This is a genomic window from Cystobacter fuscus (assembly GCF_002305875.1).
In the GTDB taxonomy this organism is placed as follows: Bacteria; Myxococcota; Myxococcia; order Myxococcales; family Myxococcaceae; genus Cystobacter; species Cystobacter fuscus_A.
The window spans coordinates 7184901-7199097 of sequence record NZ_CP022098.1 but is presented as its reverse complement, the minus strand read 5'-3'; the positions used below and the strand labels follow the sequence as shown (position 1 = coordinate 7199097).

10 protein-coding genes are annotated in these 14197 nt (G+C 69.4%); 6 read left to right on the top strand and 4 right to left on the bottom strand.

Translation table 11 applies throughout. From position 1 onward, the window contains the following. The first annotated feature begins 67 nt into the window (after window positions 1-67). Both CYFUS_RS29235 and CYFUS_RS29230 read left to right on the top strand, forming a co-directional pair. A complete protein-coding gene (locus CYFUS_RS29235; RefSeq protein WP_095988219.1) occupies window positions 68-1477 on the top strand; it encodes a pyridoxal phosphate-dependent decarboxylase family protein in 1410 nt (469 codons plus the stop codon). Between the two features lie 138 nt (window positions 1478-1615). Continuing rightward, complete coding sequence (locus CYFUS_RS29230) at window positions 1616-3478, top strand: gamma-glutamyltransferase (protein ID WP_095988218.1); 1863 nt, start codon at window positions 1616-1618, stop codon at window positions 3476-3478. On the opposite strand, the gene CYFUS_RS29225 is transcribed toward CYFUS_RS29230, so the two are convergent. Then, window positions 3475-5046, bottom strand: coding sequence for an ATP-binding protein (locus tag CYFUS_RS29225; protein WP_198316153.1), 1572 nt, complete (start codon window positions 5044-5046; stop codon window positions 3475-3477). The two genes, CYFUS_RS29230 and CYFUS_RS29225, sit on opposite strands and share 4 nt — an antisense overlap. A gap of 348 nt (window positions 5047-5394) precedes the next feature. After that, complete coding sequence (locus CYFUS_RS29220; protein WP_095988216.1) at window positions 5395-6855, bottom strand: FAD-dependent monooxygenase; 1461 nt, start codon at window positions 6853-6855, stop codon at window positions 5395-5397. Window positions 6856-6928: 73 nt separating this feature from the next. Here CYFUS_RS29220 and CYFUS_RS29215 point away from each other — a divergent pair, with 73 nt between their 5' ends. The 4 genes from CYFUS_RS29215 to CYFUS_RS29200 all read left to right on the top strand — a co-directional run bounded on the left by CYFUS_RS29215 (window position 6929) and on the right by CYFUS_RS29200 (window position 10946). Next, entirely contained in the window at window positions 6929-7576 is a 648-nt protein-coding gene (locus CYFUS_RS29215) for a TetR/AcrR family transcriptional regulator C-terminal domain-containing protein (protein ID WP_095988215.1), read from the top strand. Between the two features lie 104 nt (window positions 7577-7680). Next, entirely contained in the window at window positions 7681-9555 is a 1875-nt protein-coding gene (locus tag CYFUS_RS29210) for a thiamine pyrophosphate-binding protein (protein WP_095988214.1), read from the top strand. A gap of 11 nt (window positions 9556-9566) precedes the next feature. Further along, on the top strand, window positions 9567-10532 hold the full coding sequence (locus tag CYFUS_RS29205) for a 3-oxoacyl-[acyl-carrier-protein] synthase III C-terminal domain-containing protein (protein ID WP_095988213.1): 966 nt from the start codon (window positions 9567-9569) through the stop codon (window positions 10530-10532). Window positions 10533-10667: 135 nt separating this feature from the next. After that, window positions 10668-10946 carry a hypothetical protein gene (locus CYFUS_RS29200; protein ID WP_095988212.1) on the top strand — a complete coding sequence of 93 codons (279 nt, stop codon included), beginning with the start codon at window positions 10668-10670 and terminating at the stop codon, window positions 10944-10946. A gap of 155 nt (window positions 10947-11101) precedes the next feature. On the opposite strand, the gene CYFUS_RS29195 is transcribed toward CYFUS_RS29200, so the two are convergent. Continuing rightward, window positions 11102-12007, bottom strand: a complete 906-nt coding sequence (locus CYFUS_RS29195) for a DUF2381 family protein (protein ID WP_157758726.1) — start codon at window positions 12005-12007, stop codon at window positions 11102-11104. A 13-nt stretch (window positions 12008-12020) separates the two neighbouring features. Continuing rightward, window positions 12021-13760, bottom strand: a complete 1740-nt coding sequence (locus tag CYFUS_RS29190; RefSeq protein ID WP_095988210.1) for a serine/threonine protein kinase — start codon at window positions 13758-13760, stop codon at window positions 12021-12023. Between the last annotated feature and the right edge of the window lie 437 nt (window positions 13761-14197).

Below are 14197 nucleotides of genomic sequence, written 5' to 3'. Positions count from 1 at the left end.
ATAGCGGGGGGGGGCAGCGCCTTATGGGCTCGTGCCGCCTCGTGAGTGGACGTTATAGAAGCCCGCCATGGACAAGAACCTGATGGCGGACCTGCGGGGGCTGGAGGCGTTGTTGGAGCGGGCGAAGACAGAGGCGTCCTCGTTCCTGAACCGGCTCGACGATCTGCCTCCCGCGGTGAAGGCCACGCCTCGGGAAGCCCTGCCATTGCCCGAGCAGGGGCTGGGCGCGGAGCCTTCCCTGCGTCTCTTCATGGACCGGTATGGGCAGGAGCTGGGAGGGAGCACGGGGCCCCGCTATTTTGGTTTCGTCCAGGGCGGGACCACGCCCGCGGCCCTGGCGGGGGACTGGATGGCGAGCGCGTTCGATCTGAACTCCTCCCACCCGGGAAGCTCCGCCGCGCCCCAGGTGGAGCAGGAGACGCTCGCGCTGCTGCGCCAGCTCCTGGCCCTGCCCGACACCTTCTCCGGCGGTTTCGTGTCGGGGGCGACCATGTCGAACTTCGTGGGCCTGGCCTGCGCGAGGCAATGGGTGGCCCATCGACTCGACGTGGACGTGGCCGAGAAGGGCCTGTATGCGCTGGGGCCCATTCCCATCCTGAGCGCCACGCCTCATTCCAGCACCCTCAAGGCGCTGTCCATGCTCGGCATGGGACGCGGCTCCCTGGTCCGGGTGCGCGCCTGGCCGGGGCGGGAGGCCATGGATGTCGAGGCGCTCCGTGCCCAGCTCGACTCCCTGGGCGGCAAGCCTTGCATCGTCGTGGCCAGCGCCGGGACGGTGAACACCGGCGACTACGACGACCTGGAGGCGATTGGTCGGCTCAAGGAGCGCCATCCGTTCTGGTTGCATGTCGATGGCGCCTTCGGAGGTCTCGTGGCGTGCTCGCCCGAGCTCGCCCATCTGACGCGCGGCATGGAGTTGGCGGACTCGGTGACGGTGGACGCGCACAAGTGGCTGAACGTCCCGTATGACTCCGCCTTGCAGTTCACCCGCCACCCGGAGCTGTTGCTGGAGATCTTCCGCAACAACGCGCCCTACCTCGACGTGCGGCAGGGGCCCGCGCCGTTCGCGGACCAGGGGCCGGAGAACTCGCGCCGTTTCCGGGCGCTGCCCGCGTGGTTGACCCTGATGGCCTATGGCCGCTCGGGGTATCGGGACATCATCGAGCGCGACTGCCGACTCGCGCGCATGTTGGGAGAGCGCATCGAGGACTCCACCGCCTTCGAGCTGCTGGCCCCCGTGCGGCTCAACATCGTCTGCTTCACCCTGCGCCAGGAGGGGGGCGTCACCCAGGAGGACGTCCGGGGCTTCCTGGATCGGCTCCGCGACGATGGGCGGGTCTTCCTCTCGCCGACCGCGCTGAACGGGGTGCCGGGGATGCGTGCCGCCCTCTCCAACTGGAGGACCACGGAGCGGGACATCGAGATCGCCTGGTCTTCCATGCGGGAGGTGGCGGCCCGAGCGGCGCCTGTCCGCTGACGCGGGGCCTCGGCCACCGAAAGGTGCTCATCCTCGGGGAGCGGGGTCTTCAATTGCACCCAAGCGATGCCGGGGTGCGGACGGGGCGCTGTCCGTCTGCCTGCCCCTATAGTGGTGGTCTTCTTGATGGGAGTCGTCATGCGCCGCCGTACCTTCCTCGCCGCTCTTCCCGTGGGTCTCTCGGCCGTTGCCCAGGCGACGACGGAGCAGCCCAGGCCCACGCCGCCCTCCGCGCCCACGCGCACCACCGATGATGCTCCCGCGCCGGCTCCCTCCCGGGCCGACGTCGGAGCCGTGAACCCGAACCTGAAGCGGCCCGATGTGCGTTCCGGGGATCGCATCGCCGGGGCGAGCTACGCCAGCCGCTCGGCCGCCTGGGGGGTGAATGGCGCGGCCGCCACGGCGCATCCCCTGGCCACCCTGGCCGCCATCGACATCCTGCGCGCGGGGGGCTCGGCGGTGGACGCGGCCATCGCCGCCAACGCGGTGTTGGGCTTCGTGGAGCCGGTGAGCTGCGGAATTGGCGGGGACTGCTTCGCCATGCTGTGGGAGCCCAAGACGCGCAAGGTGGTGGGACTGAATGGCTCGGGCCGCTCGCCCCGGGGGCTGTCCCTGGACGAGGTGCGCCGGCGCGCGGTGAATGGGTACGTGCCCCGGGTGGGCATGACGTCGGTCAGCGTTCCCGGCGCGGTGGATGCCTGGTGGTCCCTGCACCAGCGCCATGGCCGGTTGAAGTGGGCGGAGCTGTTCCAGGCGGCCATCGCCCACGCGCAGGCGGGCGTCCCCCAGGTGCAGACGATTGGCTACTACCTCGGCCGTAACCTCGCGCGCTTCCTGAAGCCGGGCTCGGGAGTGGAGGAGACGGCCAACGCCGAGCGCGTCTACGGTCCGGGTGCCGCGGCGGCCGAGGGGGACGTCTGGCGCAATCCGGATCTGGCGCGCACCTACCAGCTCATCGCGCGGGGCGGGCGGGACGCGTTCTATGCGGGTCCGATCGCGCAGGCCATCGAGCGCTACTTCCGCCGCATCGGTGGCTGGATGACCCGCGCGGACCTGTCTGCCCACCATTCGGAGTGGACCGAGCCGCTGTCCACCGACTATCGCGGCGTGGATGTCTATGGACTGGCGCCCAACAGCCAGGGGCTGAGCACCCTGCAGATGCTCGGCATCCTGCGCCACTTCGATCTGCGCGGCATGGGCTTCCAGAGCGCTCAATCCATCCACCATCAGGTGGAGGCCAAGCGGCTGGCGTTCGAGGACCGGGCGCGCTACTTCGCCGACCCCACCTTCTTCCGCGCGCCGCTGGAGCAGCTCAACAGCCCCGCCTACGCGGCCGAGCGTGCGAAGCTCATTCGCGCCGATCGGGTGATGGAGCGCGTGATGCCGATGGACGCGCCGAGCCGGGGCGACACCACCTACCTCTGCACCGCGGACAAGAACGGGATGATGGTGTCACTCATCCAGTCCAACTTCCGGGGCATGGGCTCGGGACTGGTGCCGGACGGAACGGGGGCGGGCCATCCCACGTTGGGCTTCATGTTCCAGGATCGGGGCGAGCTGTTCTCGCTGACCGACGGGCACCCGAACCTGTATGCGCCCGGCAAGCGGCCCTTCCAGACGATCATCCCGGGCTTCGCGGTGCGCGGGGGCGAGCCGTGGCTGGCGTTCGGCGTCATGGGCGGAGACATGCAGCCCCAGGGACAGGCGCAGATCATCATCAACAGGGTGGACTACGGCCTGGACTTGCAGGCGGCCGGGGACAGTCCCCGCTGGCACCACGAGGGCTCGTCCGAACCCACGGGCGAGGCGCAACAGACGCCGGGCCTGTTGCGGCTGGAGACGGGTGTGCCCGAGGCGACGAAGAAGGCGCTGGTGGGGCTCGGGTGGAAGCTGGGCGAGCCGGATGGGGGCTTTGGCGGCTACCAGTGCATCGAGCGCCGGCCGGGCCGTTACGGTGCGGCCACGGAGATGCGCAAGGATGGCGTGGCCCTGGCCTATTAGGCGCCGGAGGGAAGGTCCGGCTCCTGATGGGAGAGGCGGGGCAGCAGCAGCCGGAAGGTGCTGCCCTGGCCGGGCGTACTGCTCACCTCGATGCGTCCCCCCATGGCCTGGATGATGGACTGGGAGATGTTGAGTCCCAGTCCCGAGCCCTCGCCCGTGGGCTTGGTGGTGAAGAAGGGGGTGAAGAGGCGCGCGAGCACCTCGGGCCCCATGCCCCGCCCATTGTCCTCCACCTCCACCATCACCTGGCCCGTGTCGCTCACCCGCGACGCGATGCGGATCCGATTGCGCTTTGGATTGCTCTGGACGAAGGCCTGGAGCGCGTTGACCAGCAGGTTCACCAGCACCTGGCCCAGGCGGGCCGGATTGCCCAATACCTGGGGCACCGGCTCCAGCTCGAGCTCCCAGCGCGCGTGCTCCTGCAACTGGTGGCGCACCATGCGCAGCGCGCTGCCGATGACCTGATGGATGTCCATGGGCTCGGCCCGCTCGTCATCCGCGCGCGCGAAGGTCTTCAGGTCCTGCACGATGGTGCGCACGCGCCCCATGCCCTCGAGCGCGTCGGACACCGCCTCGCGCAGCTCCTCCAGGGACAGCCGCGTGGTGTCCTCCTGGGCGAGCTGCTCGCGCAGGAAGTTGAGGCTCGCGTTGACATAGGACAGTGGGTTGTTGATTTCGTGCGCGACGCTCGCGGCCAGGGTGCCCACGGTCACCATCCGGTCCGCCATCCGCAGATGGGCCTCCATGCGCTTGTGCTCGCTCACGTCGCGGATGACGCCGACGAGGAAGGGCTGGCCCCTGGCACTGGTGAAGCTCGCCTTCAGGGTGATGAGGGTGCGGATGCCCCGCGCGCCGTCCGTGTAGGTCTCCTCGTTCTCGTTGGACTGGCCGGAGGTGAAGACCCGTTCATCCTGTTGCCAGAAGAGGTCCGCCTCGTGGTGGGGCACGAAGTCATGGTCGGATCTGCCGAGCAGCTTCTCCTCGGTGGTGCCGACGAAGCGGCAGAACGCCTCGTTCGTGAGGACGAACCGGTGCTCCCGGTCCTTCACGAAGACAGGCTTCTGGATGGCGTTGAGCGTCTTGTGCAGGAAGTCACGGGCCTCGTCCAGCTCGGCCCGTGTCTGGAGATGCTCCAGGGACGTGCTCGCCAGCAGGGTGAAGGCCCTCAGCCAGGCGAGGTCCGTGGCGGCCACCTTCAGGGGCTCGTCATGCATCAGGACCAGGGCCCCGAGCACTTCCTCCCGTGAATTCCTCACACTCATGCCCAGCACGCCCTGCGGACCCAGGCGCCGCGGCCATCCATCCTCGGGAAACCGCGCGTGCGCGTCCTCGGGGCAATGAAAGACGTCCTGGCGCAAGACCTCGTCCAGCACGCTGCCCTGGGGCGTGACGGCGGGCTCCTCGTGGTACTGGCCCCGGCTCCAGAGCGCGAGCGGGTGGAGCAGCTCCTCGCCGGGGCTCTGCCGCACGAGCACGGCACTGGTGACGCCAAAGACCTCGGCGACGTGTCGGACGAGCCCGTGCAGCAGCGTGGGATCCGTACCCGGCCGGCCCCTGGACAGCAGCACCTGGAGGGCTGCTTCCGAGGAGACCCTTCGGGCGGCTCCCTCTGGATTCTCGGACCCAGCGCTTCCGGACGCCGTCGTACCCATCAATCCTCTCCTCCGATTCTCAATCGATACGCTGCCCCGCGCCGGGTGCTCCCGCGAGATTCCGGCCACAATGGCATATTCTCGCGCGATTGGAAACCGAGGCCCGTCTGTTCCTCCTCCATGGAGAGACAAGGCGTGAGGAAGCCGGTGTCCCCGGTGGAGAAGGCAGACACGGGAGCGGGCGGAGCTCTACGAGATGTCAGGGATTGCCCGTCTGGCGGGAGGCTCGACGAGCGCAAGGAGAGACGGGGCGGTGGGGCCGCCTCAATGCGAGACGTAACCCAGGTGCCCGTCGGGACGCACCAGGAGCGAGCTCCAGGCGCCCAGGCCTGGCACCTCGCGCGACGGCTCGGCGGTGAGCCAGGTCGTCCAGCCGCTCCAGGAAGGGGGTAGCTCGACGCGCGCGGAGGCGGGCCGGCGCAGCAGCAGCCACTTGCCCTCGTGCAGCAGGGAGTAGAGCGAGCGCGAGGCACCTCCCTCGAGGCGCAGGGGCTGGTCCGCCAGGCGCGTGCCGGAGACGGCGGGCTCCACCTTCAGTCCCTCCGGGGCGGGGAGTGGAGGTGTGGGGTAGGCCACGTCGAAGGCGGAGATCTGCTCGGCGAGCACGCGGTTGACGCGGGGCTGGGTGAGCAGCGCGCAGAAGGTGTCGCGCAGGGCCATGCCCGCCGGGTTGAATTGGGTCATGAGCGCCGTCTGGCTCAGCGTGTTCTGGATGAGCCGCGCGCCCACGGGGTGGCGCTCGTGGTGGTAGCTGTCGAGGAGCGAGGGGGGCGCGAGGCCCCGCAGCACGCCGGCCAGCTTCCAGCCCAGGTTCATCGCGTCCTGGAGCCCCACGTTGAGGCCCTGTCCACCCGCTGGCAGGTGGATGTGGGCGGCGTCACCCACCAGGAACACGCGGCCCTCGCGGTAGCGGCTGGCATGGCGCGTCTCGTTGCCGAAGCGCGACAGCCACGCTGGCGAGTGCATTCCGAAATCCGTGCCCAACACCTCGCGGACCGCTCCCGCCAGCTCCTCCAGGGTGACGGGCTCGGACAGCGGGACGTGCTGCCTTCTGGCGGAGATCACCACGATGCGGTGATGGACTCCGTCGCCCAGGGGGACGAGCATCGCGCCGCCGCTCGGGTGCGTGCGCGACAACACCGGCTGGGAGGGCGGCTCCGCGAGGATGACATCCCCCAGCATCTGGGTGCTCGTCACGTCGGTGCCCGGGAAGGAGATGCCCGCCAGCGTGCGCACCACGCTGCGCGCGCCATCCGCGCCCACCACGTACCGGGCCCTCACCTGGAAGGCCCCGTCCTCCCGCTCCCCCTCGAGCTCCACGCCCTCGGCGTCCTGCCGCAGCCCACCGACGCGGTGGCCGCGATGCAGCGCCACGCCCACCTCCCGCGCGCGCTCCTCCAGGAGCGCCTCGGTGAGCGTCTGGGGGATGAACAGCGAATAGGGGAACGTCGTGTCCAGCACCGAGAAGTCCAGGCGCGTGTCCAGCGCGGCGTAGTGCCCCGTCGGCAGGAGCCTGCCGCGCGCCAGGAAGCGCTGCTCCAACCCCCGGAGCGCCAGGATCTCCAGGGTGCGCGGGTGCACGGACAGGGCGCGAGACTGCGCGACCCGCTCCTTCCTCCGCTCGAACACCGCCACCTTCACTCCCGCCAGGGCCAGCTCGCTCGCCAGCATCAACCCCACCGGACCTCCGCCCACGACGGCCACTTCCACCTGCTCTCGTGTCATCTCCGCCTCCAATCTAACACCGTTAGTTGTGGACTAACACTGTTAGGCTGTCAAGCGGGAGCCGGGAGGAGTCATGCGCATTCAGAGGGAGCGGGTGGTGCGGGAGGCGTTGGCGTTGTTGGACGAGGCGGGAATCGAAGGGGTGACGATGCGCAAGCTGGCGCAGCGTCTGGAGATCCAGGCGCCGTCGCTCTACTGGCACTTCGCCAACAAGCAGGCGCTGTTGGATGGGATGGCGGACGCGCTGGTGGAGCCGGTGGCGCGCGACGTGGAGCCCGGGCTGCCCTGGGACGAGGTGCTGCGGCGGGTGGCGGCCGAGCTGCGGCGGGCGCTGCTGTCGCGCCGGGACGGGGCGCGCGTCTTCGCGGGCACCTACATCGTCACGGAGAACATCCTGCGCGTGAGCGAGGCGCAGATGGGGGCATTGCGGCGCGCGGGCGCCTCGTCGCGCGTGGCCGCCTGGGGGAGCTTCTCCCTCGTCTATTACGTGATTGGCTTCAGCATGGAGGAACAGGCGCTCGATCCGCGCTTCAGCCCCGAGCCCGTGGATCTGCCCCGGAGCCGCGCGCGCTTCGCCTCCTTCCCCCAGGAGCGCTTCCCTCACGTGCTCACGGCGCTCGACGACATCTTCGACACGGACCTCGACACGCGCTTCGCCTTCGGCCTCGAGCGGCTCATCATCGGGTTGCGGGCCGATCTCCCCGGCGCGTCCTCGTCCTGATTCCAGCGGGAGCGCGAAATTGTGATGACATTGCTTGTCGGGGCGTGCCTGCCTGGTGTATTGGGGGCGGATTTTTACACCCCCAGCGAAGGCACCCCCGGCCCATGCCCTTCTCCTCGCACATCGAATTTCAGGTCGATTCGTCCCCTGCGCTGCCCCCCGCCTTGCTCGCCCTGGAGGCCGAGGGCTCGGGGGGAGGGGTTCCCCGGGAGTGGGAGGCGCGGGGCCTGGGCTTCCGGCGGGTGGAGGAGGTGTCCGTCACGGACTGCGTGGTGGCGCACCTGGAGGCGGAGGAGGTGGACGCCGTCTTCGGGATTCCGGGGGGCAACATCGCGCCCTTCCAGCAGGCGCTGCGCCGGCATGGCGCCATCCGCTTCGTCATCGCCTCGCATGAGGGGGGCGCGGCCTTCATGGCGGACGGCTACGCGCGCGCCACGGGCAAGCTGGGCGTGTGCTTGGTGACGGCGGGCCCGGGGGCCACCAACGCGCTCACGGGCGTGGCCTCGGCGCACCTGGACGGCGTGCCACTGCTGGCCATCAGCGGGCAGGTGGCCACGGATCGCTTCGGCCTCAACGCCATCCAGGAGAGCACGGGCACGCACGGGGTGAACACGGTGGAGGTGTTCCGCCAGGCGAGCGCCGTGTCGGCGGGCATCGTGGACGCGCAGAGCTTCCAGCGCCTGTTGGCGCGGGTGCTGCGGGTGGTGCACGGGCTGCCCGGCGGGGCCGCGCACCTGAGCATCCCCTCCAACATCGCGCGCCAGCGCATCCGCCATGCCCTGCTGCCCACCACCCGGGGCGCCTTCCGCGCGCGCCCGCCCGCGGCGGCTCCCGAGGACCTGGACGAGACCTTCCAACTGCTGCGCGCCGCGCGCCGGCCGCTCATCGTCCTGGGCTCCGGCGCGCGCGAGGCCCTGGGCACCCAGGGCGAGGCCTTCACCGCCTTCGTCTCCGAGCAGGGCATTCCAGTGGCCACGAGCCTGCGCGGCAAGGGGCTGTTCTCCGAGGACGAGCCGCTGTCGCTGGGGGTGCTGGGGCTGGCGGGCAGCCGGCGCGCGGAGGCGTACGTGCGCGAGGGCGTGGACGTGCTGCTCGTGCTGGGCAGTCGGATGGGGGAGTGGGCCAGCCGGGGCTTCAACAAGCACCTGCAGTCCATCGACAGTGTCATCCAGGTGGATGCCCAGTCGGCCCACATCGGGCAGTTCCTGCCGGTGCGCCTGCCCATCGTCGCGGACGTGGGCTCGGTGGTGGCGGGCCTGGTGGAGCGGGGGCGGAGGAGCGGTCCTCCCGGGGGTGAGCGGCTGCGCGAGCGCTGGTCGCGGATGGTGGAAGTGCGCGAGCCCGTGCCGAGCCCCCGCGCGCCCCAGGCCGAGGGCATGGTGAAGCCGCAGCAGCTCATGGCCGAGCTGAACGCGCACCTGCGTCCGGACATGGACCTGTACATCGACATGGGCAACTGCACGGGCTGGGCGTCGCACCTGCTGCGGCTCACGCCCCCCACGCGCATCTTCTTTCCGTGCGGCCTGTCCTCCATGGGCTGGTCCTGCGGAGCCGTCATCGGCGGCAAGCTGGGCCGGCCGGAGCGGGCCGCGGTGGCCATCACCGGGGATGGCTCGTTCCTGATGAACGGCACGGAGCTTTTGACCGCGTCGCGCTACCGGGTGGGCACGGTGACGCTGGTGCTCAATGACAACTTCCTGGGCATGGTCAACCACGGGGAGCACGCGCAGGACACCACCGTGCCCCTGGAGGATGACTTCTACGGCCTGGGGGATCCGGACCTCGCCGCCTTCGCCGAGTCGCTCGGTGCGCGCGCGTATACCGTGGATGGGCCGGGGCAGCTCGCGGCGCTGTTGCCCGAGGTGCTGCGTCGCGCGGACGAGCTGGGACAGCCGCAGGTGATCATCGCGCGCGTGGACTACCGCGAGGTGCCGCCGTACGGGGACCGTTTCGCCGCGGTGGCGTCGGACGGCCGGTAGGGACGCGCACCATGTCGAGTGACTTCGCGTTGTTGGGTGTGGGCGCCGCGGTGCCGGAGCAGGTGCGCCGCAATGACGATCCGCTCTTCGAGCCGCTGCGGCGCGCCGCGGCCCGGGGAGGAGGGGAGCATGCGCTCTTCTATGGCAACCGGGAGCGCCGGGTGCTGGCGCCCGGGGAGTCGCTGGCGGCGCTCACGGCGCGGGCGGGGCGGGTGGCGTTGGAGGACGCGGGGGTGCGGCCCGAGGCGGTGGAGCGGCTCTACGGCTACGTGTCGGTGTCGGAGTTCATCTCGCCCAACGCGCTCTACGCGGTGCACCGCGAGTTGAGGTTGGGGCAGGAGGCTCTGGTCATCCCGGTGCAGGCGGACTTCGCCAACTTCCTGATGGGCGTGGTGTTGGCGTGGGAGGCGTTGCGGGCGGGGAGCATCCGGCACGCGCTGGTGGCGGTGGGCTCGGGGTGGACGCGCAACGTGGATTACAGCCAGGGCCATGCCATCGGCATCGGGGATGGTGCGGGCGCGGCGGTGGTGGGGGCGGGCGAGCGTCTGGTGTTGGTGGACTGGGCGGCGGACACCTTCAGCGGCGAGTATGGCGCGATGACCATGGCGTCGCGTTCCGGCTCGGGGGTGGAGCATCCCACCTATGGCATTGCGCCGGACGCGGGCATCCAGGCCTTCCTGTCCTCGGGGATGGACGGGCCGCCGAGGCTCGTGGCGCGGTTGCTCGCCAGACACGGCATCCACCGCGACGACGTCACGCTCATCTCCCACCAGGCCACGCGCAAGCTGATGGACCACTGGGCCGCGCAGCTCCGCCCGCGCGAGTACCTGGATACCTACGAGGACTTCGGCAACATGGTTCACGCCTCCCTGCCCGTGACGCTGGCGCGCTTCCATCGCGAGCTGCGCACGAAGTACCTAGTGATGGTGGGGCTGGGCATCGGCGCGCACCAGTTCGCCCTGCTCGTGCGCGTCTGAGACCCGTGTCACCGAGGGTCGAACTCCCTTTTATTGGCAGTCGCGGCTTTGTGAGTCCTTCCGCAGCTTGCCGCAAATTGAGTTGCTTTACAGAAACATAGTCGCCACACTTGAGAAACAATTCCGAGGTACGAAATGAAGACCGTCGAGAGTGCGGTGTGGTTCTGCGAGAAGATCAAGGCCATTCGCGCTGCGGCGGGACATGATGCCGAGAAGCTTGAGGCGCTCTCACTGGCCCCGGAACTTGCTGCCGAGGTGGCAGACCGGTTTCCTGATGATCCCATTTTGGTTGCTCAAGTGCGCACAGCCATCGAGCTAGAACTTCCGCTCGCGAGAGTGGGAATCTTTCTATTAGACGGACCACCGACGGACGAGCAGATAGCGGAATTGCAGAGACGCAATGAGTCGGGGTAATCCTTTGGGCACGAGGCGACCCGCCGCAATCCACGGCGGCAGGTCCTGGAGGCCCATGCCGGAGGCAGCACGAGCGCGTGGGGCCGCGCATCATTTTCCCGCTCCGCACGCAGTGACCAGGTGGACACACCCAGTCCCTGGCGACAGCGACACCGTCACGGGAAGACGACATTGGGCAGCGTTAGGGTCCGTCCTCCCGTTCCCGTGAGCGTCAGCGTGGCTTTGCCGAGGGTGAAGTCCGTGGGGTCGAACTCCACGAACACCGGCAGCTTTTCGCCGGGTGGGAGCGGGCCGACTTGCCGGTGACGGAGGGCATTCAGGGTCTCCCCCCGCTCGTTGACGAGCGTCGCCTTCTCCAGGCTCCACGGCTCCGGGGTCTGGTGAGTGAGCATGATCTCCACGGCGATGTTCGAACTCCCCCGGTAACCCGCTGCTTCCAGCGCCCCCAACGCAACAGCCGGTACCGGGGGGACGTCAATCCGACGGGAAGTGATTCCCCGCTGGCTCAATTGCCCACCGGCGTAGGCTCCGCACAGTCCCGTGGGCTGGGCGAGCTGTGCTCGCATTCGAGTTCCCTCCTCCGCGAGTGCGGCCTTCTCCGCGCTCAACCTTCTGTTGGCCAGCAGGGCTTGACTCAGAGCATCGTTCATGGACTGCCAGCTTCGCTGGTTGTAACTCACCTCGATCTGGTGTGAGCCATGGCCGGGGTGTGCCACCAGCACGAAGGTCAGGTTCTGGCTCGTCTCCCCGACTCCCAGCACCGCGGTCAGCCGTAAGGTTTCTCCTGGCCGCAGGTCGCGCGGCGGGATGAACGCGATGCCCATCCTCCCGCGAGTGATCTCGACGAATCGGACCTCCTCCTGCAATTCCACCACCACGGGATGATCGAAAATCACTCCCGTCAGGGTTCCGGGACTGACGCAGATGCGCGGCGGGGACAGCACGGGAGGGGATAACTCGAGACGCCGGATGTCTTCGCAGTCGTCGCTCGGGCGCTGCTCCGCGGGTGATGAAGGGAGCGGCGATGACGCCAGCAACCAGGAGGCGAGAAGCGTGAGCATGGGAGCACTCCACCTACTGATTGTCCATGCTCTCGGGAGCGACGTCTGCGCCTGCGGAGATGGTGTTGAGGCGGGCGACCGTGCGCGTGCTTCCTGGTCGCATGGGAACACCAGGCCCATTGAAGTCCAGGTCGAGGCAGATGGGCAGGCGCTCGCCGGAGGGGAGGATGGCCTCCGTGAACCTTCCATAGACGCGGTCTTTTCCAAACCAGGTGCGTCCGAGCAATGGAGTGTCTTCGGGAATGTCTCCCCACTTCCGGATGAGTTGGACGCGGAGGGGCGCATTGTTATGCATGATAACGGTCCTATCCGCCGCGACTTCGAAGAGAACGCTGGTGCTCCTCAGGGTGCGGTAGGCCTTATAGGTCTGGGCCGCGCCCGCCGGGCAGGGGATGGGCGGCGGAGGCGGGTCCACGACGGGCCGCGGCGCGCTTGCGCAACCGAGCCCGACGCAGGCGGCGAGGCCCGCCGTGGCGGCGAGGGGGGCGCGGGACTTCGGAGACTTGAGCATGGGAGGGTCCTCTCGGAGCGTCGCTTGGGTGACGAGCGCGGGGGCTGATGACCTCGAAGGTCTCGCGCTGTGCCCAACTTCACCCGTAGGTGGCGCGAGCGCCAATTCCTGGCGCTGGGTGCCCTGGGATGGGGGGAAGGGAGCGAGCGACTCAACACGTGGGGTTGGGGGGCTGTTCCTGCTCCAGAACAGCACGCCCAGCACCCCCAACAACATGACGAGCCAGGCGCCGGGCTGTCCGCGGCGGGCCACTGCTTCCCGTCCCGGGGGCGCCCGGACCGAGGTGACCGGAGTGGGCGGCTCTGGAGGGCGGGGGGTCGGCATGGGCGGCCGGGGCGGGGCGGGTTGCAGGGGCACGTCCCAGGTGTCATCGGCCCGGGCCAGCGCCTCCGCGAGCGCCTCCGCGAGCGCCTCGGGGGTGGGGTAGCGCGCCGAGGGCTCCTTCTCCAGCATGCGCAGACACACGTCGCCCAGCGCCCGGGGCACCCGGGGGTTGACGTCATGCACCGGCCGGGGGGCCTGCTCGAGAATGCGCTGGGCCAGCGGCCCGTCGCGGTCCCCGAAGGGCAGCTCGCGCGTGAGCAGCCAGTACAGGGTGACGCCCAACGCCCACAGATCGTCCGAGGGCGTGGCCGGGTAGTGGCCACCGTCCCACTCGCGTGAGAAGCGCAGCATCTCGGGACTGCGGTACTCGCGCGTGCCCGGCGGCATGCGCTCCGTCAGCCGCGGAGCCCCCTCACAGCGCGCGGATCCGAAGTCCACGAGCACCGGCAGTCCGTCCGCCGCGCGCATGACGACGTTGGACTCCTTGATGTCCCGATGCACCACCCCCACCGCGTGCACCTGGGCCAGGGCGTGGGCGAGCGGCAGCAGCACCTGTCGCACCAACTGCCGGGCACTCGGGTTGTGTTCGTGCGCCCAGACATCCAGGGCGAGCCCCTCGACGAGTTCCAGGATGAGGACGAGGAAGTGAGGCCGCTGCTCGGGCCACAGCCCATAGCCGAGCAGGCTCACCACCTGGGGATGCCGCACCCGGCGCAGGGCATCCACCTCGCGCTCGCCCCAGACGTCGCGGGGCACCAGCTTGAGGGCGACGCGCTGGTGGCCCCGGCGGGCGAGGTACACGGTGCCCGAGCCGCCGGTGGCCAGGATCGCTTCCAGGGTGTAGCCGGCCACCTGCGTGCCCGGCTCCAGCGCGAGCCCGAGCGGCTCGCCCCACGACGCGCTGCTGTCCTCGTGCATCCAGTCGTACCTCCGAGAGGACTCGGAGACTACCAGTCAGATGAACCCGAGACCCGATCCTGGCAGGTGGGGTGCGTTGGCCGGACACGACGTTGGGACGGCACTGTATGGACCTGGGGCCGCAACTCCTTCGGCCAATAGGGGGATTGCACCACTATCGACCGCTCGGTTCCCGCTCAGGTTCAAGGATTGAGTGGGGTGGTGGCTGCGACAGGCGGCGGGAACGCACTGTAGGTGCCTGGAGGGGGTGGCCTTGCCTGGGCGATGGAAACGGGGATAAAAGAACGGGGCATGACGTTTCGAGTAGGAGTCTTCGGAATGACCTCTCGTGTAATGGGGCTCGGCTTGCTGGTCGCCACGGTGGTGCATGCCCAGGCAGTGGCTCCAACTCCACCTCCAGCTCCGTCCACCCCATTGCCTGTTCCCCGGTACGTCCC

Bases quoted from the DNA above. Each gene is read 5' to 3' on its own strand.
- CYFUS_RS29235 (WP_095988219.1), top strand. From the start codon at position 68: ATGGACAAGAACCTGATGGCGGACCTGCGGGGGCTGGAGGCGTTGTTG.
- CYFUS_RS29230 (WP_095988218.1), top strand. From the start codon at position 1,616: ATGCGCCGCCGTACCTTCCTCGCCGCTCTTCCCGTGGGTCTCTCGGCC.
- CYFUS_RS29220 (WP_095988216.1), bottom strand. From the start codon at position 6,855: ATGACACGAGAGCAGGTGGAAGTGGCCGTCGTGGGCGGAGGTCCGGTG.
- CYFUS_RS29215 (WP_095988215.1), top strand. From the start codon at position 6,929: ATGCGCATTCAGAGGGAGCGGGTGGTGCGGGAGGCGTTGGCGTTGTTG.
- CYFUS_RS29210 (WP_095988214.1), top strand. From the start codon at position 7,681: ATGCCCTTCTCCTCGCACATCGAATTTCAGGTCGATTCGTCCCCTGCG.
- CYFUS_RS29205 (WP_095988213.1), top strand. From the start codon at position 9,567: ATGTCGAGTGACTTCGCGTTGTTGGGTGTGGGCGCCGCGGTGCCGGAG.
- CYFUS_RS29200 (WP_095988212.1), top strand. From the start codon at position 10,668: ATGAAGACCGTCGAGAGTGCGGTGTGGTTCTGCGAGAAGATCAAGGCC.
- CYFUS_RS29195 (WP_157758726.1), bottom strand. From the start codon at position 12,007: ATGCTCACGCTTCTCGCCTCCTGGTTGCTGGCGTCATCGCCGCTCCCT.
- CYFUS_RS29190 (WP_095988210.1), bottom strand. From the start codon at position 13,760: ATGCACGAGGACAGCAGCGCGTCGTGGGGCGAGCCGCTCGGGCTCGCG.